Source organism: Pseudomonas sp. AD21 (genome assembly GCF_002878485.1).
Taxonomy (GTDB): domain Bacteria; phylum Pseudomonadota; class Gammaproteobacteria; order Pseudomonadales; family Pseudomonadaceae; genus Aquipseudomonas.
The window spans coordinates 1-21,827 of the sequence record NZ_NQYG01000081.1 but is presented as its reverse complement, the minus strand read 5'-3'; the positions used below and the strand labels follow the sequence as shown (position 1 = coordinate 21,827).

Below are 21,827 nucleotides of genomic sequence, written 5' to 3'. Positions count from 1 at the left end.
CGTCCACCATGTCTCCGAACATGTGTCCACCATGTCTCCGGTACATACACTCCCAGAGGGAGAGGGGACTGATTGGGGGATGCTGATGAGCTACACCGACCTGAACGGGTTTTGTTGAATCCATAATCGACTCGATCGTTCAGGTCGACGTACGACGCAAGACACCTCGGTCGGCCCCCTCTCCCTCGGGGAGTGTATGGGGTGAGGGTAAGCTTTAAAAACGGCACAAACAAAAACGCCCGACCTTCACAGGCCGGGCGTTTTGTTTTGCCCTGATAAATCAGGACTGACTGGTTGGCGTCGACGGGGTCGATGCAACAGTCGGGGTAGCCACCGGAGTCGGCGCAGCGGCCGAATTCGACGCGCTGACCGCAGCTGCCGGGGTAGCTGGCTTGGCTGCAGCCGCTACTGCCGGTTTCGGCGCAGCGGCTTTCGGTGCGGCCGGTTTTTTCACTGCCGGTTTTTTCGCCGCAGCCGGTTTGGCCGCAGGCTTGGCAGCCGGTTTGGCGGCAGCGGTTTTCGCTGCTGGCTTGGCGGCTGGTTTTGCTGCCGGTTTCGCAGCAGCTTTGGCGGCTACCGGTTTGGCTGCAGCTTTTGCTGCTGGCTTGGCGGCGGCGGTTTTAGCGGCAGGGTTTGCCGCTGCGGTTTTGGCAGCAGGCTTGGCCGCTGCTTTCGCAGCAGGTTTGGCAGGCGCTTTAGCCAGTGGCTTGGCAGCCGTTTTAGCCGCAGGCTTGGCTGCAGCCGTCTTGGCTGCCGGTTTGGCCGCAGCGGTTTTCGCCGCTACAGGCTGGGTTTTCAGACCGGTGAGTTTCTCGATCTGCTTGGTCAGGGTTTCAACCTTGCTGTGCAGCGCTTTGACTTCATTGCGGCTTGGCACACCCAGGCGCGAAATCGCGCTGTTCAGGCGCTTGTCGAAAGCCCCTTCCAGCTCGTCCCACTTGCCCAGTGCGCGATCTTTCACGCCGCTGATGCGCGACTTGGCCGAAGAAGCGGAATCCTTGGCGGCATCGACTTTCTTGCCGACTGCAGACTTGGTGAGCTTCTCGGCTTTCTCGCCGTCTTTGACCAGTGTCTCGAAGAGCTTGCTGCCGTCAGTGTCGATCTTCGAGTACACGCCTAAACCAGCCAGCCAGATTTTGCGGGAGTAGTCTTCGACTTTCCCAATCCACGAGCTGCCTTCTTTATCGGTGTTCTTTTTACCAGCCATCCCGTTCTCCTTAAGATTTACGCGCGACGCGTTCGAGCAATGCCGTCAGCTCATCGAGCTTAGCAGAGAGTGTCTCAACGTCATGTTTAGACGGAATGCCGATACGATTCAAGGCGCTTGCTACACGGGAGTCAAACGCCTTCTCGACCTTGTCGAGCTGAACTTCGACGCGACCTTTGAACGAGCTGACTTCGCTCTTGGCTTCATCGATCTCGGCATTGGCCGCTTCGAGTTTTTCGGTGACGGCTTTTTTGCCTTTCTTTTCAACAGTTTGACCAGCCTTGATCAACTCCTGAAAGTACTCGCTGCCCTCTTGGCCGACCTTGGCGTAGGCACCCAGGCCTGCCAGCCAGATCTTGCGGGCATAGGATTTGACGTCGCTCAGAGCAGAAGTCGACGCATCGATTTTTTTCTTCAGAATTACTTTGGCCATGGTGCACCTCACGCGCAGAAGGTTTGAGGAACTGCCCGCAGATGTGTCGGGCTCAGGCACAAAGTAGGGAGAAAAATTAGAAACGGCACCCTAACAACTGACATGAACCTCAGGCCGTACACAAAACAAATGTAGGAGTGAGCCTGCTCGCGAAAGCGGTGTATCAGTCAATATTCGAGTCGACTGACGCACCGCTTTCGCGAGCAGGCTCGCTCCCACAGGGGATCTCGGGTTACCGAAAAATCGCGATCAGACCAGAGCTTTGTCGAGCGCCTTCTCGATCTCGGCTTTGATCATGCCGCTCATGGCCGACATCATGATGCCCAGTTCCACGTCGACCTTGATCGAATCGTCCGCCACATGCACTGCGCCTTTCACGCCCGAGCGCTTGAGGTTCAGGGTGTCGCCGGCCCATTGCGGCTCCAGGCCATATTGCTCGGAAAGTTTCTGCGCCAGCTTGTCGGCCTTCTCGCGGGCGGCTTCCTTACCCAGGTTGTGCGCACGCTCAACACTGATTTTGGCCATTGAATGACTCCTGCTTTTTGAATGGGGCTATGAATACGTGTCGGTAAATCTTGACCACTACTGCGGCAAATCGTCCCGAAGGTTGCCCATCTTACCTTTAGCCATTCCAAGACAAAGCATGGCTTGGGGATTAGAATGTCGCGCATTCTCTTTTGGTGACAGCGATATGACTGATCAGCGCAAAGGCAGCGATGCCGAACCCACCACACACTTCGGCTTCAAAAACGTTCCGGAAAGCCAGAAAGCGGAAAAAGTCGCTGAGGTTTTCCACTCGGTAGCCGCGAAGTACGACCTGATGAACGACCTTCTGTCGGGCGGCATGCACCGTCTGTGGAAGCGTTTTGCGATCGAACTGTCGGGCGTTCGCAGCGGTAACCGCGTGCTGGACATCGCCGGCGGTACCGGTGACCTGACCAAAAAATTCTCGCACCTGGTCGGCCCTACCGGTCAGGTCGTACTGGCCGACATCAACGAATCGATGCTCAAGGTCGGTCGTGACCGCCTGCTGGATCTGGGTGTATCGGGCAACGTCGAATTCGTTCAGGCGGACGCCGAAAAGCTGCCGTTCCCGGACAACCACTTCGACTGCGTGACCATCGCCTTCGGCCTGCGCAACGTGACGCATAAAGAAGACGCCCTGCGCTCGATGCTGCGCGTGCTCAAGCCTGGTGGTCGCCTGCTGGTGCTGGAGTTCTCCAAGCCGACCAACGCGCTGATGTCCAAGGCTTACGACGCTTACTCGTTCGCTTTCATGCCGCTGATGGGCAAACTGATCACCAACGACTCGGAAAGCTATCGCTACCTGGCCGAATCGATCCGCATGCACCCGAATCAGGAAACCCTGAAGTCGATGATGGTCGACGCCGGTTTCGACCGCGTGACCTACCACAACATGACCGCAGGCATTGTCGCCCTGCACCGTGGTATCAAGCCCTGATGTTGCTCACCGGGCTGCTCGCCAGCGTCGAACTCGGTCTGAACCGGGTGCTGCGTCTCGACAGCACGGCGCTGCCGCGACTGGCGCATCTGACCGGCAAGGTGATTGCCGTCGATTGCCGCAGCCCGGCGCTGCAACTGTTCATCCTGCCGAGCGATGAAGGTCTGATGCTGGCCTCACACTGGGAAACCGGTGTCGACTGCACCCTGCGTGCACCCGCGTCGAGCCTGGTGAAACTGGCCGTGAGCAAAGACAAGACCGCGGTGCTGCACGGCCCGGAAGTCGAACTTGATGGCGACAGCGGTGTGCTGCTGGAGCTGGCCGGTGTGCTGCAGGACCTGGAGCTGGACTGGGAGTACGAACTCTCGCGCTGGCTGGGTCCGGTCGCCACGCAACTGGTCGGCGGTCATCTGCGCAGCCGCGCACGCTGGTATCAACAAGGATTTGCCAGCCTCAACCAGAACCTCGCCGAATACCTCGCCGAAGAATCGCGCACCCTCGTCGGGCAGCGCGAAGCCGAAGCGCGGTTCAGCGAACTGGACCGGATCAAACTTGATCTGGAACGTCTCGAGGCGCGTTTCGAGCGTCTTTCCCGATCCCTCGACCCAAGCGATAACGCATGAAGCTGCTTGCCGTCCGCCGTCTGTTGCGCATCCAGCGCGTCGTGATCCGCTACCGCCTCGATGACCTGCTGTTCGATCTGCCGCTGCCCTGGTTTCTCCTGGCGCTGCGCTATGTGCTGCCGTGGCGCTGGTTCCCGCGCAAGCCGCTGGACCTGAGCCGTGGTGCGCGTCTGCGTCTGGCGTTGCAGGACCTGGGGCCGATCTTCATCAAGTTCGGGCAGATTCTCTCGACCCGCCGCGACCTGCTGCCGGAAGATATCGCCGATGAGCTGATGCTGCTGCAGGACCGCGTGCCGCCGTTCGATTCGCAGCTGTCGATCAAGCTGATCGAAGAACAGCTGGGCAAGAAGATCAGCGAAGTGTTCAGCCGCTTTGACGTCGAACCGCTGGCCTCGGCCTCGGTGGCGCAGGTGCATGCCGCGCAGCTGAAAACCGGCGAAGAAGTGGTGGTCAAGGTGATCCGCCCGGGTTTGAAGCCGATCATCGCGCAGGATCTCGCGTGGCTGTTCATCCTCGCCCGCGCCGCCGAAAAAGTCTCCGCCGACGCACGCCTGCTGCACCCGGTGGACGTGGTGCAGGACTACGAAAAAACCATCTACGACGAACTCGACCTGTTGCGCGAGGCGGCCAACGCCAGCCAGCTCAAGCGCAACTTCGAAGGCTCGCCGCTGCTCTACGTGCCGCAAGTCTATTGGGACTGGTGCCGACCGAAAGTGCTGGTGATGGAGCGCATCTACGGGATTCAGGTGACGGATCTGGCGACCCTCGCCGACCAGCGCACCGACATGAAGATGCTCGCCGAGCGCGGCGTGGAGATTTTCTTCACCCAGGTGTTCCGCGACAGCTTTTTCCACGCAGACATGCACCCGGGCAACATCTTCGTCAGCACCGTCAACCCGTGGAGCCCGCAGTACATCGCGATCGACTGCGGCATCGTCGGCAGCCTGACCCCGGAAGACCAGGACTATCTGGCGCGCAACCTGTTCGCCTTCTTCAAGCGCGACTATCGTCGCGTGGCGCAATTGCACATCGATTCGGGCTGGGTACCGGCGGAAACCAAACTCAACGAATTCGAAGCGGCGATCCGTACTGTGTGCGAGCCGATCTTCGAAAAACCGTTAAAAGATATTTCTTTTGGCCAGGTGCTGATGCGCCTGTTCCAGACTGCGCGGCGCTTCAACATGGAAGTGCAGCCGCAGCTGGTGCTGCTGCAAAAGACCCTGCTGAACATCGAAGGCCTCGGCCGTCAGCTGTACCCGGATCTGGATCTGTGGAACACCGCGCAGCCGTTCCTCGAACGCTGGATGCGCGAGCGCGTCAGCCCGAAAGCCTTGATCGGCAACGTGCAGAGCCAGTTCGAACAGCTGCCGCACCTGGCCAACATGGCCCGCGATCTGCTCGAACGCATGTCCCAGCCGCACGCCAACGACCCACCGCCACCGTGGCACAAACGCAAGGACGACTGGTTCCTGCGTCTGCTCGGCAGTGCGCATCTGGCGGGCGGCACCATCCTCGCTGCCGGTGGCCCGCTGAACGAACTGGGGCATTGGCCGGCCGGCATCATGGTGGCAGTCGGCTTGTATCTGGTCGTTCGCCGATAGCCAGTTTGCTGATCGGCTGGCACACTGTTTCAACGCCTGAACCCGACTATTGAAGTACGGGTTCGCTGTCGGAGTCGAAGATGAAAAACTGGCTGGACGAGATCAAGTGGGACGCTGATGGCCTGGTGCCGGCGATTGCCCAGGATCACAAGACCGGACGCGTGCTGATGATGGCCTGGATGAACCGCGAAGCCCTTGAGCTGACCGCGGCAGAAAACCGTGCCATCTACTGGTCACGTTCTCGTGGCAAGCTGTGGCGCAAGGGCGAAGAGTCCGGCCATGTGCAGACCCTGCATGAAATGCGTCTGGACTGTGATGCCGACGTGATCATCCTGATGGTTGAACAGATCGGCGACATCGCTTGCCATACCGGCCGTCAAAGCTGCTTTTACCGTGTCTTCGAAAACGGCGACTGGAAGACAGTCGACCCGGTTCTGAAAGACCCGCACGCAATCTACTCCGCAGGACACAAACATGAGTGACACCCTGACTCGTCTGGCCCAGGTGCTCGAAGAGCGCAAAGGCGCAGCGGCCGACAGCTCATATGTAGCTAGTCTGTATCACAAGGGCCTGAACAAGATTCTGGAGAAAGTCGGCGAAGAGTCGGTCGAAACCATTATTGCCGCCAAGGACGCCGCCATCAGCGGTGACTGCAGCGATGTGATCTACGAAACCGCCGACCTGTGGTTCCACAGCATGGTCATGCTCGCCCAACTGGGGCAGCATCCGCAGGCCGTGCTGGATGAACTGGATCGTCGCTTCGGCCTGTCCGGACACGTCGAGAAAGCCTCGCGTCCGTCCGCCTGAACAATTTTTAGAGAGGAACAGCAACATGGGCATTTTTGACTGGAAACACTGGATCGTCATTCTGGTAGTCGTGGTGCTGGTGTTCGGCACCAAAAAGCTGAAAAACCTCGGCACCGACGTCGGTGAGTCGATCAAGGGCTTTCGCAAAGCCATGAACGACGACGAGAAAGCGGCCGCCGATCCGACCGTAACGCCTGCGCAACCGGTACCACCGGTACAGCCGCAAGCCACCGCTCAGGCCAACCCGCCGCACACCATCGACGTGCAGGCGCAGAAAGTCGAAGAGCCGATCCGCAAAGACGTGTGAGCACTGACTAATGTTTGGTATCAGCTTCTCTGAACTGCTGCTCGTCGGCCTCGTTGCCCTGCTGGTGCTGGGCCCCGAGCGTCTGCCGGGCGCTGCGCGCACCGCCGGCCTGTGGGTCGGGCGGCTGAAGCGCAGCTTCAACGCGATCAAACAGGAAGTTGAGCGTGAAATCGGTGCCGACGAGATCCGTCGGCAACTGCACAACGAGCACATTCTGTCGCTGGAGCAGGAGGCGCGGAAGATTTTCACGCCGGTTCAGCAGGAGCCGACGCCGGTCGAGCACGTGGGCGAGCAGACGATTCATGCGCCGACCACGCCCGCGGCTCCGGTTTCCGTTGTAGTGCCGACAGAGGCGGCGCCTGCGGTTACAGAAAACTCCGTTGAACCCGTAGCTCCCCCCGCCGCGCCGACAACACCGGCCCCTCACGACCCTACATTGCCGCCGCGAGCCCCATGAGCGATCTCCCCGAAAACGACCAGCACATGCCGCTGGTATCGCACCTCACCGAGTTGCGCACCCGCCTGCTGCGTTGCGTCGCGGCGGTGTTCATCATCTTCGCCGGGTTGTTCGCGTTCACCCAGCAGATCTACACCTTCGTCTCGACGCCGTTGCGCCACTATCTGCCGGCCGGCGCGACGATGATCGCTACCGACGTGTCGTCGCCGTTCCTGACGCCGCTGAAGCTGACAATGATGGTCTCGCTGTTCCTCGCGATCCCGGTGATCCTGCATCAGATCTGGGGCTTCATCGCACCGGGCCTGTACAAACATGAGAAGCGCATCGCGGTGCCGCTGCTGGTGTCCAGCATCCTGCTGTTCTACACCGGCATGGCGTTCGCCTATTACTTCGTGTTCCCGCTGATCTTCAAGTTCTTCGCCGCCGCCACCCCGGCCGGCGTGGAAATGATGACCGACATCACCAGTTACCTCGACTTCGTGATGACCCTGTTCTTCGCCTTTGGCGTCGCGTTCGAGATCCCGGTGGCCGTGGTGCTGCTGGTGTGGATCGGCGTGGTCGACGTCAAATACCTGAAGAAGATCCGCCCGTACGTGATCATCGGCTGCTTCGTGGTCGGCATGATCCTCACCCCGCCGGACATCTTCTCGCAGACCCTGCTGGCCGTGCCGATGTGGATGCTGTTTGAAATCGGCATTCTGTTCGGTGGCCTGATCAGCAAGCGCGAACGTCCGGACGAGAACCCGGCCGACGATCACAACGACCAGCCGCCAGCGACCCAGGCATGAACCTGCTGTTGCTCGAAGAGGCCGACTTCATCGCGGCCGACCGTGTCGTGCTGCGTGATCGACGCCTGACCCACATGCAGGAAGTGCATCGCTCCGAAGTCGGTGACAGCCTGCGGGTCGGGCGCATCAACGGCTTGATGGGTTCGGCCGAGCTACTGCGCCTTGAGGCTGGCGAAGCCGAATTGCGCGTCAGCCTCGATCAGCCACCGCCGGCCAAGCTGCCGCTGACCCTGGTGTTGGCACTGCCGCGCCCGAAGATGCTGCGACGGGTGTTCCAGACCGTGGCGACCATGGGCGTGTCGAAAGTGATTCTGGTCAACAGCTACCGGGTCGAGAAGAGTTTCTGGCAGACGCCGTTCCTGGAGCCGGAAGCGATTCGCGAGAATCTGATCCTCGGCCTCGAACAGGCCCGCGATACCGTGCTGCCGGAAATCATCATCGAGAAGCGCTTCAAGCCGTTCGTCGAAGATCGCCTGCCGGCGATTAGCGAAGGCACTCTCGGCCTCGTCGGCCATCCCGGCAATTACCCGCCGTGCCCACGGGCATTAAGCGAACCGGTAACGCTGGCGATCGGCCCCGAAGGTGGCTGGATCCCCTACGAAATCGATCTGCTGGGCAAGTCCGGCCTGCAACCGGTGCAACTGGGCGAGCGCATCCTGCGCGTCGAAACCGCCGTCACCGCCCTGCTCGCCCGCCTGTTCTAACCCGGAAAATCGGGTTACAGATTGCCATCATCCAGCCGATACAGTCCCCATAAGTCCAATTAGTGGTCCGAGGGGAGTCGTCGCATGTACCGTTGGTTAGCCGAGAATCTTGGGAACGTCAGCGTCAAACGCAAGCTGGGGATCGGTTTCGGCCTGGTGCTGTTGCTCACCCTGCTGATCACCTTCACCGGCTGGACCGGCATGGGTGGCATTATCAGCCGCGGCGACAAGCTGGGTTTTATCTCCAGCCTCAACGAACTGACCAAAGACCTGCGCCTGGCGCGCCTGGACTATGAAATGCGTCGCGGCGAGCAAGGCCCGGGCGCGGTCAACGACTTGCTGGGCAAACTCGACAGCGGCCTGCAAACCGCACGCGGCCTGATCGAACAACCGTCCGACGCCGCCAAGGTCGACCAACAGCTGGCCGCCGTCGCCGAATACAAACGCGCCTTCGCCGACATGGTGCAGGCCGGGGCCAACCGCGAAGACGCCCGCAGCAAACTCGGCGCCACCGCCGACAACGCCGTGGCCAAGGTCGCCGAGGTGGAGAAATCCATGCTCCAGGGCGACAGCGTTGCGCAGTTCAATGCGGTGATCGACCTGAGCAAACTGATCCAGCAAGCGCGCTTCCAGGTGCGCGGCTACACCTACAGCGGCAAGACCGAAGCCGAGCAACCTGCGCTCGACGCCATCGACAATGCCCTGAAAAACCTTGAAACCCTGCCGGCCAAACTGCCCGAGCAGCACATCGCCAACCTGCAGCAGGCCACCGACTCGCTCAAGGCTTATCGCGCGGCAGTCAGCCAGTTCCGCGACTCGCAGGTTGCCAGTGCCAAGGCCCTGGCGCGCATGTCGACCCAGGGCGATATCCTGCTCGACGTCAGCAAGCAACTCACCGAATCGCAGACCGTGGTGCGTGACACCGACGCCGCCAGCGCCAAGAACCAGTTGATCATCGCCACCCTGCTGGCCGTGGCCTTCGGTTTGCTGGCCGCCTGGGCGATCACCCGGCAGATCATCATTCCGCTGAACCAGACCCTGAAAGTCGCCGAGCGCGTTGCCGCTGGTGACCTGACCCACAACCTGGTTTCGCAGCGCCGCGACGAACTCGGCCAGTTGCAGCGCTCGATGCAGAGCATGACCCAAGGCCTGCGCGACCTGATCGGCGGCATCAGCGACGGCGTCACCCAGATCGCCAGCGCGGCTGAGGAATTGTCGGCCGTCACCGAGCAGACCAGCGCCGGGGTCAATAATCAGAAAATCGAGACCGACCAGGTCGCCACCGCCATGAACGAAATGGCCGCCACTGTGCAGGAAGTTGCGCGTAACGCCGAGGAGGCTTCCGAAGCTGCCGTCGCCGCTGACCAACAAGCCCGTGAAGGCGACAAAGTTGTCGGCGAAGCGATCGCGCAGATCGAGCGTCTGGCGCTTGAAGTCGGCCACTCCACCGAGGCCATGGGTGAGCTCAAGCGCGAAAGCGACAAGATCGGCAGCGTGCTCGACGTGATCAAGTCCGTGGCCCAACAAACCAACCTGCTGGCGCTTAACGCGGCGATCGAAGCGGCCCGTGCCGGTGAGGCCGGACGTGGTTTCGCAGTGGTCGCCGACGAAGTGCGCAGCCTCGCCCAGCGCACGCAGAAGTCCACTGAAGAGATCGAAGAGCTGATCGTCGGCCTGCAGAACGGCACTCAGCAAGTGGCAACGATCATGGACAACAGCCGCAGCCTGACCGACAGCAGCGTCGAACTGACGCGCCGCGCCGGTGGCTCACTGGAAAGCATCACCCGCACCGTGTCGGCGATTCAGGCGATGAACCAGCAGATCGCCGCAGCGGCCGAGCAGCAGAGTGCCGTGGCCGAGGAGATCAACCGTAGCGTGCTGAATGTGCGGGATGTATCGGATCAGACGTCGGCAGCGAGTGAAGAGACTGCTGCGTCGAGTGTTGAGCTGGCGCGATTGGGGACGCATCTGCAGATGCTGGTGGGTCGCTTCAAGGTCTAGCCCAACGATCGTTCCCACGCTCTGCGTGGGAATGCATCCTGCGACGCTCCGCGTCGCGCATACAAAGGGACGCGGAGCGTCCCGGGCGGCATTCCCACGCGGAGCGTGGGAACGATCAGCGACTACAAGACTTGACGCAGGAAGGCCTGCGCGCGCGGATCCTTCGGTGCATCGAAGAACTCCGCCGGCGAGGCATCTTCCAGCAGTTTACCGTGATCGAAGAACAGCACCCGATCCGCCACTTCCCGAGCGAAGCCCATTTCGTGGGTAACGCAGACCATGGTCATGCCTTCCACGGCCAGGTTCTTCATCACATCCAGCACTTCACCGACCATTTCCGGGTCGAGGGCCGACGTCGGCTCGTCGAACAGCATCACTTTCGGATCCATCGCCAGCGCCCGGGCAATCGCCACGCGCTGTTGCTGTCCGCCGGACAGGCGTGACGGATATTCCCGAGCCTTCTGCGCAATACCGACCTTTTCCAGCAACGCCAAGGCCTTGGCCTCGCTTTCCTTCTTCCCGCGCTTGCGCACGACTTTCTGCGCCAGGCATAGGTTTTCCAGCACGGTCATGTGCGGGAACAGGTTGAAATGCTGGAACACCATGCCGACTTCGCGGCGGTAGGCGTTGACGTCGGTTTTCGGGTCGGCCAGTTGCAGGCCGTCGATGCTCACCGAGCCCGAGTCGAACGCTTCCAGGCCATTGAGGCAACGCAGGAAGGTCGATTTGCCCGAACCGGACGGGCCGATCACCACCAGCACTTCGCCCTTGGCGACTGAAGTGGTGACGTTATCCACAGCCCGCACTACCTGACCACGGGTGTCGAAGACTTTTACCAGATCGCGGACTTCAATCACTTTGCGCGAGCCTCCGCTCAAGCCGGCTGGCGATTTTCGACAGCGGCAGGTTGATCAACAGGTACAGGCCGGCGACGCAGAACAGGATTTCGAACGGCGAGAATGAAGTGGTGATGACTTCCCGACCGCTTTTAAGCAGCTCGGTAATTGCAATCACCGACACCAACGAGGTGTCCTTGACCAGGCTGATGAACTGCCCGGCCAGCGGCGGCAGCACGCGTTTGAACGCTTGCGGCAGCACCACGTGACGCATCGACTGGCCAGCGCTCAGACCAAGCGAGCGCGCCGCTTCGTTCTGCCCACGGGCGATCGACTGCACGCCGGAACGGATGATCTCGGCCACGTAAGCGCCCGTGAACAGCGACAGCGCGGCGATCCCGGCGAACTCACGGGACAGGTTCATCACCGTGCCGATGAAGAAGTAGAAAATGAAGATCTGCACCAGCAGCGGTGTGCCGCGCACCAGTTCGACATAGATGCTCGACAGGTCGCGCAGGGTCGGGTTGCTCGACAGACGGCACAACCCGGTGACCAGGCCGATCAGCAACCCGAGCACGCCAGACACCGCCGACAGCCACAGCGTGGTCCACAGCCCCCACATCAGCGGCCCTGCCGCCCAATGCCGGGTTACGCCCACGACGTCGCCTTCGGCCACATCGTCGCCTTGGGCGAATTGCAGGCTGTTCTCGTCGACGGTCAGGTGCTGCTCGTCACCCGCATCATTGCGCAGGGTGACTTGCGCGCTGCTGCCCTTGCGCACCAGTTCGGTGACGGTGGAAATGTCGGTTGCGCGCTGGGTTTCTTCGGCCTGATAGGCGAAGTACTGCGGCACACGATTCCAGCGCCATTCGTAGGACATCAGCGACGTGGCGTAATACAACGCGCCCGCCAGGCCGACCAGCACCAGCACGGTGAGGACGTGCCAGGGCCATTGGACTTTTTTCTGTTTCATTGCAGGTTCTCGGATGATCGTTCCCACGCTCTGCGTGGGAATGCCGCTCGGGACGCTCTGCGTCCCTGCCTGTTCGTGACGCGGAGCGTCACAGGATGCGTTCCCACGCGGAGCGTGGGAACGATCAGCGGATGCGCGTTATTCCATGTCCTTGAGCCACTCGGTGCTCTTGAACCACTTGTCATGGATGCGATCGTAGGTGCCGTCTTCGTGGATCTGGTGCAGGAAGTTGTTGATGAAGTTGATGCTGTCGTAGTCACCCTTCTTCAGGCCGAAGGCCAGCGGCTCGTAGGTGAACGGCTTGTCGAGGAACACCAGTTTGCCGGCGCCGACCTTGTTCACCGCGACCACGTTGTACGGCGCGTCGTAGATGAAGGCGTCAGCCTTGCCGTTGACCACGTCGAGCACGGCTTCCTGCTCGTTGTCGTAGCCGTGGTACTTGGCTTTGGCGATCAGTTTCTTGGCCACCATTTCGCCAGTGGTGCCGAGCTTGGAGGTGATGCGGTAGTCGGCGGTGTTCAGGTCTTTATAGGACTTGATGGTGCCTTCCAGATCCTTGCGGATCAGCAGGGTCTGGCCGACGACGATGAACGGCTCGCTGAAATTCAGGCGCAGGTTGCGCTCCTGGGTCAGGGTCATGCCGCTGCCGATCATGTCGAACTTGTCGGTCATCAAGGCCGGGATGATCCCGTCGTAGCCGGTGGAGACCAGCTCCAGCTTGACGCCCATGGCCTTGGACATGGCTTTGAGGATGTCGACTTCGAAGCCGATGATCTCGCCGCGCTTGTTGGTCATTTCGAACGGCATGTAGGTCGGATCCATACCGACTTTCAACGTGCCGCGCTTGACCGCGTCATCGATTGCACCGGCGTGCGCCGCATTGACTGCAACCAGTGCCGTGACGCCGACCAGCAGCATCGACAGATACTTCTTCATCTTCAAGTCCCCAAAACCATTGCATGTGCGGCGCGAAAACCAGCAGTGACGGGCAAAAATACCCGGGTGCGCCAATTCGGGGACGGATGCTAACGCACTCGTTCTTTTGCACAAGGGTTATGGACGATTTGTTTAACAATAAAAAAAGCCCCGCTGATTGGCGGGGCTTCTTTTTTAGGCCGGCTGAGCCTGCACGCTCACCGGTCGCAGCGGCAGTAACGGCGCATGCGGATCGGCTTTCACCGAAGCGCGCCAGGCATCCAGCCACTCGTTGTGACCTTCGGCCCAGACCAGCTCGTGCAGACGCGCCAGTGCCACCGGATCGCTCAGCAGTTGCAGGCGATCATGGTTGCTCAGCGCCGCTGGGCCAACCTTCAGGGCGTGACGTACACGTTCCTGACGCAGCCACTCGATCGGCTCGGCCTGACCGTGACGGGCCGTCGCCAGCGAGCACGCCAGAGCGTTCTGCTGCGGATCGACCACGGCGCGAATGAAGCCGTCGTTCAGCGCGTGCCAACGGTTCTCGTGGGTGTACTGGTCGGTCGCCAGCAGTGCCTGCGGCGGATTGTATTCCTCAGGGATGAGGAACAGGCTCTCGTCACGGGACTTGAGGCCCAGACCGACACGGCTGGAAATCACCGACACAGGGATCGACAGCATCAGCGAACCGACGATCGGCACCAGCCACCACAGGAAGCTTGGGTTCAGCCAGATCACCAGCAGCGCCCAGAAGAAGCCCAGCAGGGTCTGCGGACCGTGGCGCTTGACCGCCTCGCTCCATGGCGTGGAGTCGTCGTCACGCTGCGGCGAGTTCCAGGTCGCAGCCCAGCCGAGGAACGCGGCGAGGACGAAACGGGTGTGGAAAATCATCCGCACCGGCGCCAGCAGCATGGAGAACAGCATCTCCAGCAGCATCGACAGAGTCACCTTGAACTTGCCACCGAACTCTTTCGCACCCTTGGCCCAGATCAGGATGATGCTCAAAAGCTTAGGCAGGAACAGCAGTACGACGGTCGTCGAGAACAGCGCGATCGCCTTGTCCGGGTGCCATTGCGGCCACAGCGGATAGAGCTGACGCGGTTCAAGGAAGTACTGCGGTTCCATCAGCGTGTTCACCGCCAGCAGCGCGGTCGACAACACCAGGAAGAAGAACCACAACGGCGCCGACAGGTACGACATCACGCCCGTCAGGAACACCGCACGGTGTACCGGGTGCATGCCTTTTACCAGGAACAGGCGGAAGTTCATCAGGTTGCCGTGGCACCAGCGACGGTCACGCTTGAGTTCGTCGAGCAGATTCGGTGGCAGTTCTTCGTAGCTGCCCGGCAAGTCGTACGCAATCCACACGCCCCAACCGGCACGGCGCATCAGCGCGGCTTCAACGAAGTCGTGAGACAGGATCGCCCCGGAGAACGCCCCCTTGCCCGGCAACGGCGCCAGGGCGCAGTGGTCGATGAACGGCTTCATGCGGATGATCGCGTTGTGACCCCAGTAGTGGGATTCACCCAACTGCCAGAAGTGCAGACCGGCGGTGAACAGCGGGCCGTACACGCGGGTGGCGAACTGCTGCATGCGCGCATACAGGGTGTCCATGCCCGACGCACGCGGCGCGGTCTGGATGATCCCTGCGTCCGGCGTGGCTTCCATCAGGCGCACCAGACTGGTCAGGCACTCGCCGCTCATCACCGAGTCGGCGTCAAGCACGACCATGTACTTGTAGTCACCGCCCCAACGACGGCAGAAGTCGTCGAGGTTGCCGCTCTTGCGTTTCACACGACGGCGACGGCGGCGATAGAAGATCTTGCCGAAGCCCTTGGCTTCGCGGCAGACGTCCAGCCAGGCCTGCTGCTCGGCAACGCAGATATCGGTGTCGTTACTGTCGCTGAGGACGAAGAAGTCGAAGCGATCCAGGTCACCGGTCGCTGCAACCGATTCGAACGTAGCGCGCAGACCGGCGAATACCCGAGGCACGTCTTCGTTGCAGATCGGCATCACCAGTGCGGTGCGCGCGTCTTTGGGAATCGGCTCGTTGCCGGCGCTTTTGCCGGAAATACGGTATTTGTCGTGGCCGGTGAGCAACTCGAGGAAGCCCATCAGCGCCGTCCAGAAACCGGCCGAGACCCAGCAGAACAGAATCCCGAACAGGATCAGGATGCTGGTTTGCAGCGCATACGGCAGCACTTGCGTGGCGGTTTGCAGCAGCGGCTGGGGCAGCACTTCGTCCAGATCGACGAACGACCAGCCCTGGTACGGCATGATGCCTTTCATGTACCAGCCGGCAACGATGGTCTGACCGAGCATCAGCAGCAACAGAATGTAGCGACGGATCGAACCGACGGTGCGCCAGCGCGCAGCCGGCAACACGTTCTCGTCCTTAGGCGGCTGTGGCGGGATGGGGCGACCGGGCAGACGGCGCCAGCCACGCACCAGAATATTGGTGCGCCAGGGTTCCGGCACGACTTTGGTCCGACGGATTGGCGGCGTCGCCTTCATGGCGACCCGGCCGCTGGCGTCGAGCACCAGCATTTCAGCCTCTTCCAGCTCTTCGGCAGTGCTCAGGACCAGGCGCTTGCCCACCGAAGCCTGGGCGGCTTCGGCAGGGGCGTCGAACGTCGGCGACGACAGGCGCTGGTGCAGTTCGCTGAAGGACTGGCAGCCCGCGAGTTCCGCGCGCTGCTCGTCGGTCATCGGCAGATGCGCCAGATACTCGGACAGAGTCTCTGGCTGTACTTGAGAGTTACTCATCGGCAGGCAACTGATAGCTCCAGGTCTCGGTCAGGACTTCTTCAGTCGGTGCCGATTCCGGTGTGACTGGGGTCGCGTTCGCAGCCGCTGGCTGCTTGGCGTCTTTGTTGGCCTTGTCCTTGGCATCTGCAGCGGGCTTGGCGTCGGCCTGTTTGGCTTCGGCGGCCTTGGCTTCCTTGTCTTCCTTCTCTTGTTGCTTGGCGGCGACCTTGTCAGCCTTGGCCACCGACGAATTCGACGCCGGTACCGAGGACTTGGCCAGATCAGCGGTTACCACCGGCTGAACCAGAGCGGCACGCATCTCGGTCGCTTTGCTCGCGTCCTTGATCTTCATCCGCAGGGTCAGGCGCCAGCCTTTGGTTTCCGGGTTGTAGCGCACGCTGTTCTCTACCAGCTCGGCGTTATCGCCAACGCTGACCTGACTGCGCACGTCGGCATCCGGAGCCAGGGCTGCCAGCGATGGACCTTCGAAGTCGACCAGGTAAGCGACGCTGCCATCTGGCTGACGGATCAGGTTCGATTGCTTGACGTCACCGGTCGAACGCAGGGTCTGCTTGACCCAGGCGCTGTCCGGGGCGTGAATCGACGACTCATCCATGGTCCAGTGCATGCGGTAGGCGAAGTCCAGTGGCTTACCCGGCTCCGGCATGGTTTCCGGACTCCAGAACGCAACGATGTTGTCGTTGGTTTCGTCGGCGGTTGGAATCTCTACCAGATCAACGGTGCCCTTGCCCCACTCGCCCTTCGGCTCGATCCAGGCGCTTGGGCGCTTGTCGTAGCGATCATCGAGGTCTTCGTAGTGGCTGAAGTCGCGGCCACGTTGCAGCAGACCGAAACCACGCGGGTTCTCGACGCTGAAGTTGCTCACGGCCAGGTGTTTCGGGTTGTTCAGCGGGCGCCAGATCCACTCGCCATTGCCGGCATGGATCGACAGACCGCTGGAGTCGTGCAGTTCACGACGGTAATTGAGGACTTTCGACGGCTGGTTGGCGCCGAACAGGAACATGCTCGTCAACGGCGCGATGCCCAGTTTGCCGACCTTGTCACGCAGGAACATCTGCGCCTTGACGTCGACAATGGTGTCGCTGCCCGGACGCAGGATCAGGCGGTAGGCACCGGTGGCACGCGGCGAATCGAGCAAGGCGAAGATCACCAGATGCTTGTCGCCCGGCTTCGGCTGTTGAATCCAGAACTCGCGGAAACGCGGGAACTCTTCGCCCGACGGCAGCGCGGTATCAATCGCCAGACCACGCGCCGAGAGGCCGTAGGTGTGGCCCTTGCCGACAACGCGGAAGTAACTCGCGCCGAGCATGGTCATGATTTCGTCTTGCTTGTCGGCCTTGTTGATCGGGTACAGCACACGGAAACCGGCGTAGCCCAGTTGTTCAGTGGCCTTCGGATCGAACTTCAGGTCGCCGAAATCGAAACGAGTCGGATCGTATTTGATCTCTTCGACGGTGTTCGCTGTGATTTCGTTGATTTTCACCGGCGTATCGAAGTGCATGCCCTGGTGATAGAAGGACAGCTTGAACGGGGTCTTCTGATCGGCCCACTCAGCCTTTTCGGTGAGGAAGCGGATTTTCTGATAATCCGCGAATTTCATGTCGCGGAATTCGTTCGGCAGGTTGCTGCGCGGGGCTTCGAATTTCTGCCCGGCCAGCTCTTTAGCCTTGGCCGATACATCGTCAAGATTGAACGCCCAAAGCTGACCGGCGCTGAGCAGGCACAGGAGCGCCGAACCCGCTACCAGGGCACTTCGCATGCGTTTGGCAGACATTTTTGCTGCATTACAGGGACTAACAATCACGAGCAACCCTCGCCGAAAACAGATCAAAAAACCAACGGCCAGCAAGCCGTCTGTGTGGCCATTTTCGTCAGCTTATTTCGGTTCCAGAGAGCCAGATACTGCGTTGCCGCTCCTCGCCATAGCGGGCTATGACTCGTCGCGGCGCCTTGTCTCTGGCTCCCTGGCCCTCGAAATAATGCTGACAAAAATGGCCGTACAGACCGCTCATGCCAGGTTGGCGAGCATTGTTCCGACTCCACTGGGGCAAAATGATTCCCCAATCGGATCCAGACAAGTCTCTACCTAAGTCAAAAATGGACCAACGAACGCTGATCCCCATAGCGCGCGATTATCTAGTAGCCCGCGTGACAACGCATCAGGGGTAACAAAGTATTTATCGCGAAAAGCGCCTGTTTTCAGTCGAAAAGCCCTTGAAAAGATGTTTCAAGCGCTTTCATGTCTGTAACAGGAAGGTTACCGGGCCATCGTTGACCAGGTGCACCTGCATATCCGCGCCGAATCTACCTGATGCCACAGTGCCATGCATCTGTTTCGCTTTGCTTAATAGATAGTCGAACAATTCCTCGCCCAATGCCGGAGGGGCCGCGCTCGAGAAACTCGGGCGCAACCCGCTCTTGGTGTCGGCAGCCAGGGTGAACTGAGAGACCAGCAGCAACCCGCCGCCCACATCCGCCAGGGACAGATTCATCTTGCCCTCAGCGTCACTGAATACCCGATAGTTAAGCAGCTTATGCAGAAGTTTGTCGGCGCTGGTACGGGTATCGTCGGGTTCGACGGCTACCAGCACCAGTAAACCCTGATCTACTGCACCAACGATTTCTCCCGCGACTTCGACTCGTGCACCGCGCACGCGTTGTAGAAGCCCCTTCATGCTTCTTCGGGCGGCAGGTCGAGCAGGCGGCGGGCCATGTTGCTCGCAGCACGCACCAGCGCATCGGTGATACCCGGTTCGGACGCAGCGTGACCGGCGTCGCGAATCACCTGCAGCTCGCTGTTCGGCCAGGCCTGATGCAATTCCCAGGCGTTGTCCAGCGGGCAGATCACGTCGTAGCGACCATGGATGATCACCCCCGGTAGATGGGCAATCTTGCCCATGTCGCGAATCAGCTGGTTCGGCTCAAGGAATGCGTTGTTGGTGAAGTAGTGGCATTCGATCCGCGCAATCGACAGCGCGCGCTGCGGTTCGGAGAAACGGTCGACCACCAGCGGGTTCGGGCGCAGGGTCGCGGTGCGTCCTTCCCATGTCGACCAGGCCTTGGCCGCGTGCATCTGGGCGATCTGGTCGTTGCCGACCAGGCGCTTGTGGAAGGCGCTGAGCAGATCGTCGCGCTCGTCCAGCGGGATCGGCGCGATGTAGTCCTGCCAGTAATCAGGAAACAGACGGCTGGCACCGGCCTGATAGAACCACTCGATTTCCTGCGGACGGCAGAGAAAGATCCCGCGCAGGATCAGACCGTGTACGCGCTCCGGGTGGGTTTGCGCATAGGCCAGCGCCAGGGTCGAGCCCCACGAACCGCCGAACAGCACCCATTTGTCGATGCCCAGGTGCTTGCGGATACGCTCAAGGTCGGCGACCAGATCCCAGGTGGTGTTGTTTTCCAGACTGGCATGCGGCGTGGAGCGTCCGCAGCCGCGCTGGTCGAAGGTGACAATGCGATACAGGTTCGGATCGAAATAGCGACGGCTCTGGGCGTCGCAACCGGCGCCGGGACCACCGTGGATGAACACCACCGGCAAGCCTTCCGGCGAACCGCTTTCGTCGACGTACAGCGTGTGGGTGTCATCGACAGCCAGATCGTGCCGGGCATGGGGTTTGATCTGCGGAAACAAAGTCTGCATTGCGCGCTCCGTAAGGGGTCGAGGTCATCCCTGGGGGGACTTCTATTATTCTGCCGTCCGGCATCATAAACCCGATTTACGTCAATGAGCATGCTCCGGGACCTGATCGTTCCCACGCTCTGCGTGGGAACGATCAAGATCGCAGCCTTCGGCAGCTCTACAGGGGTGAGTCAGCCGCGGTAGTGTTTTTCGCCCCAGGCCAGATAGCCCTGCAGCAATTCCTTGAGCACCACCCGCGTCGGCTCAGCCAGATCGGGGCGATAGCGGAACGGTTCGAACTCTTCCATGTAGGTGCACTGGCCCAGCTCCAGTTGCACGGCGTGGATGTTCTCGGCCGGGTTGCCGTAATGGCGGGTGATGTGGCCGCCCTTGAAGCGTCCGTTGAGCACGTGGCTGTAATTGCCGTGGCGCGCGCAGATGGCTTCCAGTTGCGTCGCCAGCTGCGGATCGCAACTGGCGCCGTTGAAGGTGCCGAGGTTGAAGTCCGGCAGTTTGCCGTCGAACAGGTGCGGGATGATCGAGCGGATCGAGTGCGCGTCGAACAGCAGCGCGTAGCCGAACTCGGCCTTCAGTCGCGCCAGCTCTTGCTGCAGGGTGCGGTGGTACGGTGTCCAGATCTGCTCCAGATAAGTCGCACGCTCCGCTGTCGATGGCTCGTGCCCTTCGCGAAACAGAGGAATGCCATCGAACAGCGTCGCCGGGTACAGACCGGTGGTGGCGCCGACATACAACGGCTTGTCATCGGACGGACGGTTCAGGTCGATGACGAACCGCGAGTACTCGGCGGCCAACGTGCTGGCGCCCAGTTCATCGGCAAAATCGTAGAGCTGCGGAATGTGCCAGTCGGTGTCCGGCAGGCTTTTCGCATCCGCGATCAGCCCGGCTTCGACCGCTGGGGTCAGGCGCACGCCGGCATGCGGCATGCTGATCAGCAGCGGCACGCGACCTTGTTTGAAATTCAGAACCTTATCCACAACCGCTCTCCTACAGACTTGATTCAACGCCGTGACGCACGACGCGTTTGTCCAGATCACCACCGAGCCAATAGGCCAGATCCGCCGGACGATCGATGTGCCAGGCGACGAAATCCGCGACCTTGCCGACTTCCAGCGAGCCATGGGTGTCGGCCATGCCCAGCGCTTGCGCGGCATGAAGGGTCGCACCGGCCAAGGCTTCTTCCGGGGTCATGCGGAAACAGGTGCAGGCCATGTTCAGCATCAGGCGCAACGACAGCGCCGGCGAGGTGCCGGGGTTGAGGTCGCTGGCGATGGCGATTTTCACCTTGTGTTTGCGCAAGGCGTCCATCGGCGGCAACTGGGTTTCGCGCAGGAAGTAGAACGCGCCCGGCAACAGCACCGCGACGGTGTCGGATTTGGCCATGGCGATGGCGTCGTCTTCGTCCATGAACTCCAGATGATCGGCGGACAGCGCCTTGTATCGCGCCGCAAGGCTGGAGCCATGCAGCGAAGACAGTTGCTCGGCGTGCAGCTTCACCGGCAGGCCGAGTTTCTGTGCGGTGATGAACACCCGCTCGACCTGCTCCGGCGAGAACGCCAGGTATTCACAGAACGCATCCACGGCATCGACCAGCCCTTCGGCGGCCAGCGCCGGAAGCATCTCGGCGCAGATGTGATCGATGTAAGCGTCAGCACGATCCTTGTATTCCGGCGGCAACGCGTGGGCCGCCAGACAGGTGCTGCGCACGCTGATCGGCAGCTCCTTGGCGAGGCGACGGATGACCCGCAGGATCTTGCGTTCGCTGGCCAGATCGAGACCGTAGCCGGACTTCATCTCGACCGTGGTCACGCCATCGCGCATCAGGCTTTTCAGACGCTTGGCGGCGCTGGCGAATAGCTCGTCTTCGCTCGCTTCACGAGTGGCGCGCACGGTGCTGGCAATGCCGCCGCCCTGCGCCGCGATCTCGGCGTAGCTGACGCCTTGCAGACGTTTCTCGAATTCGCCGCTGCGGTTGCCGCCGAACACCGTGTGGGTGTGGCAGTCGATCAGGCCGGGGGTGACCCACGCGCCTTGCAGGTCGTTGACTGCCGGGTATTCGCCGGAGGGCAATTGATTGCGCGGGCCGATCCACTCGATGTACGCGCCGGACGTCACGATGGCCGCATCTTCAATGATCGAGTAGACGCCCTGCGCCATGGTTGCGACGTGGCAGTGTTGCCAGAGGGTTTTCATCCCAAGTCCTCGTCTAGTGATCGTTCCCATGCTCTGCGTGGGAATGCCTCAAGGGACGCTCTGCGTCCAGTGACGCGGAGCGTCACGGGCTGCATTCCCACGCAGAGCGTG

22 protein-coding genes and 1 pseudogene are annotated in these 21,827 nt (G+C 61.1%); 11 read left to right on the top strand and 12 right to left on the bottom strand.

The window, feature by feature from the left end; translation table 11 throughout:
• Positions 1 to 280: 280 nt before the first annotated feature.
• From PseAD21_RS26990 to PseAD21_RS26980, 3 genes are all read right to left on the bottom strand, one after another.
• Entirely contained in the window at positions 281 to 1,207 is a 927-nt protein-coding gene (locus PseAD21_RS26990) for a phasin family protein (protein ID WP_102358800.1), read from the bottom strand.
• Between the two features lie 10 nt (positions 1,208 to 1,217).
• On the bottom strand, positions 1,218 to 1,640 hold the full coding sequence (locus PseAD21_RS26985) for a phasin family protein (protein WP_025110281.1): 423 nt from the start codon (positions 1,638 to 1,640) through the stop codon (positions 1,218 to 1,220).
• A gap of 249 nt (positions 1,641 to 1,889) precedes the next feature.
• Entirely contained in the window at positions 1,890 to 2,165 is a 276-nt protein-coding gene (locus tag PseAD21_RS26980; protein ID WP_102358799.1) for a polyhydroxyalkanoic acid system family protein, read from the bottom strand.
• A 166-nt stretch (positions 2,166 to 2,331) separates the two neighbouring features.
• Here PseAD21_RS26980 and ubiE point away from each other — a divergent pair, with 166 nt between their 5' ends.
• The 11 genes and pseudogenes from ubiE (at position 2,332) to PseAD21_RS30395 (ending at position 10,390) form a co-directional block, all read left to right on the top strand.
• On the top strand, positions 2,332 to 3,102 hold the full coding sequence (gene ubiE / locus PseAD21_RS26975) for a bifunctional demethylmenaquinone methyltransferase/2-methoxy-6-polyprenyl-1,4-benzoquinol methylase UbiE (protein WP_003220857.1): 771 nt from the start codon (positions 2,332 to 2,334) through the stop codon (positions 3,100 to 3,102).
• Complete coding sequence (locus PseAD21_RS26970; protein WP_102358798.1) at positions 3,102 to 3,725, top strand: SCP2 domain-containing protein; 624 nt, start codon at positions 3,102 to 3,104, stop codon at positions 3,723 to 3,725. Before ubiE ends, PseAD21_RS26970 begins: the two co-directional genes overlap by 1 nt.
• On the top strand, positions 3,722 to 5,326 hold the full coding sequence (gene ubiB, locus PseAD21_RS26965; protein ID WP_102358797.1) for a ubiquinone biosynthesis regulatory protein kinase UbiB: 1,605 nt from the start codon (positions 3,722 to 3,724) through the stop codon (positions 5,324 to 5,326). Before PseAD21_RS26970 ends, ubiB begins: the two co-directional genes overlap by 4 nt.
• Positions 5,327 to 5,406: 80 nt before the next feature.
• Positions 5,407 to 5,808 (top strand): phosphoribosyl-AMP cyclohydrolase, encoded by a 402-nt coding sequence (gene hisI / locus PseAD21_RS26960; RefSeq protein WP_007909357.1) that lies wholly within the window; start codon positions 5,407 to 5,409, stop codon positions 5,806 to 5,808.
• Positions 5,801 to 6,133 carry a phosphoribosyl-ATP diphosphatase gene (locus PseAD21_RS26955; RefSeq protein WP_003220849.1) on the top strand — a complete coding sequence of 111 codons (333 nt, stop codon included), beginning with the start codon at positions 5,801 to 5,803 and terminating at the stop codon, positions 6,131 to 6,133. Before hisI ends, PseAD21_RS26955 begins: the two co-directional genes overlap by 8 nt.
• 25 nt (positions 6,134 to 6,158) lie before the next feature.
• Positions 6,159 to 6,440, top strand: coding sequence for a twin-arginine translocase TatA/TatE family subunit (locus PseAD21_RS26950; protein WP_025110286.1), 282 nt, complete (start codon positions 6,159 to 6,161; stop codon positions 6,438 to 6,440).
• A 10-nt stretch (positions 6,441 to 6,450) separates the two neighbouring features.
• Positions 6,451 to 6,897, top strand: a complete 447-nt coding sequence (gene tatB / locus PseAD21_RS26945) for a Sec-independent protein translocase protein TatB (protein ID WP_102358796.1) — start codon at positions 6,451 to 6,453, stop codon at positions 6,895 to 6,897.
• Positions 6,894 to 7,685, top strand: coding sequence for a twin-arginine translocase subunit TatC (gene tatC / locus PseAD21_RS26940; protein WP_102358795.1), 792 nt, complete (start codon positions 6,894 to 6,896; stop codon positions 7,683 to 7,685). The genes tatB and tatC overlap by 4 nt, the downstream gene beginning before the upstream one ends.
• A complete protein-coding gene (locus PseAD21_RS26935; RefSeq protein WP_102358794.1) occupies positions 7,682 to 8,389 on the top strand; it encodes a 16S rRNA (uracil(1498)-N(3))-methyltransferase in 708 nt (235 codons plus the stop codon). The genes tatC and PseAD21_RS26935 overlap by 4 nt, the downstream gene beginning before the upstream one ends.
• A gap of 84 nt (positions 8,390 to 8,473) precedes the next feature.
• Positions 8,474 to 9,535: pseudogene (locus PseAD21_RS30400) on the top strand (methyl-accepting chemotaxis protein); the annotation flags it as partial.
• The gene (locus tag PseAD21_RS30395) at positions 9,518 to 10,390 is read left to right on the top strand and encodes a methyl-accepting chemotaxis protein (RefSeq protein WP_371859106.1); all 873 of its coding nucleotides are present in this window, start codon (positions 9,518 to 9,520) and stop codon (positions 10,388 to 10,390) included. The pseudogene PseAD21_RS30400 and the gene PseAD21_RS30395, both read left to right, overlap by 18 nt.
• 122 nt (positions 10,391 to 10,512) lie before the next feature.
• Here the strand turns inward: PseAD21_RS30395 and PseAD21_RS26920 are convergent, their stop codons facing one another.
• From PseAD21_RS26920 to hutI, 9 genes are all read right to left on the bottom strand, one after another.
• Complete coding sequence (locus PseAD21_RS26920; RefSeq protein WP_102358792.1) at positions 10,513 to 11,247, bottom strand: amino acid ABC transporter ATP-binding protein; 735 nt, start codon at positions 11,245 to 11,247, stop codon at positions 10,513 to 10,515.
• Positions 11,240 to 12,199, bottom strand: coding sequence for an amino acid ABC transporter permease (locus tag PseAD21_RS26915; RefSeq protein ID WP_102358791.1), 960 nt, complete (start codon positions 12,197 to 12,199; stop codon positions 11,240 to 11,242). The genes PseAD21_RS26920 and PseAD21_RS26915 overlap by 8 nt, the downstream gene beginning before the upstream one ends.
• Positions 12,200 to 12,337: 138 nt before the next feature.
• Positions 12,338 to 13,135 carry a transporter substrate-binding domain-containing protein gene (locus PseAD21_RS26910; RefSeq protein WP_102358790.1) on the bottom strand — a complete coding sequence of 266 codons (798 nt, stop codon included), beginning with the start codon at positions 13,133 to 13,135 and terminating at the stop codon, positions 12,338 to 12,340.
• 174 nt (positions 13,136 to 13,309) lie between these two features.
• Complete coding sequence (gene mdoH, locus PseAD21_RS26905; protein WP_102358789.1) at positions 13,310 to 15,880, bottom strand: glucans biosynthesis glucosyltransferase MdoH; 2,571 nt, start codon at positions 15,878 to 15,880, stop codon at positions 13,310 to 13,312.
• Entirely contained in the window at positions 15,873 to 17,657 is a 1,785-nt protein-coding gene (locus PseAD21_RS26900; protein ID WP_178082174.1) for a glucan biosynthesis protein G, read from the bottom strand. Before PseAD21_RS26900 ends, mdoH begins: the two co-directional genes overlap by 8 nt.
• A gap of 463 nt (positions 17,658 to 18,120) precedes the next feature.
• On the bottom strand, positions 18,121 to 18,558 hold the full coding sequence (gene dtd / locus PseAD21_RS26895) for a D-aminoacyl-tRNA deacylase (RefSeq protein ID WP_102358787.1): 438 nt from the start codon (positions 18,556 to 18,558) through the stop codon (positions 18,121 to 18,123).
• Positions 18,555 to 19,526, bottom strand: a complete 972-nt coding sequence (gene pip, locus PseAD21_RS26890) for a prolyl aminopeptidase (protein ID WP_003220824.1) — start codon at positions 19,524 to 19,526, stop codon at positions 18,555 to 18,557. The genes dtd and pip overlap by 4 nt, the downstream gene beginning before the upstream one ends.
• Positions 19,527 to 19,696: 170 nt before the next feature.
• Positions 19,697 to 20,500, bottom strand: a complete 804-nt coding sequence (gene hutG / locus PseAD21_RS26885) for an N-formylglutamate deformylase (RefSeq protein ID WP_102358786.1) — start codon at positions 20,498 to 20,500, stop codon at positions 19,697 to 19,699.
• Between the two features lie 10 nt (positions 20,501 to 20,510).
• Complete coding sequence (gene hutI / locus PseAD21_RS26880) at positions 20,511 to 21,716, bottom strand: imidazolonepropionase (protein WP_102358785.1); 1,206 nt, start codon at positions 21,714 to 21,716, stop codon at positions 20,511 to 20,513.
• Positions 21,717 to 21,827 lie beyond the last annotated feature (111 nt).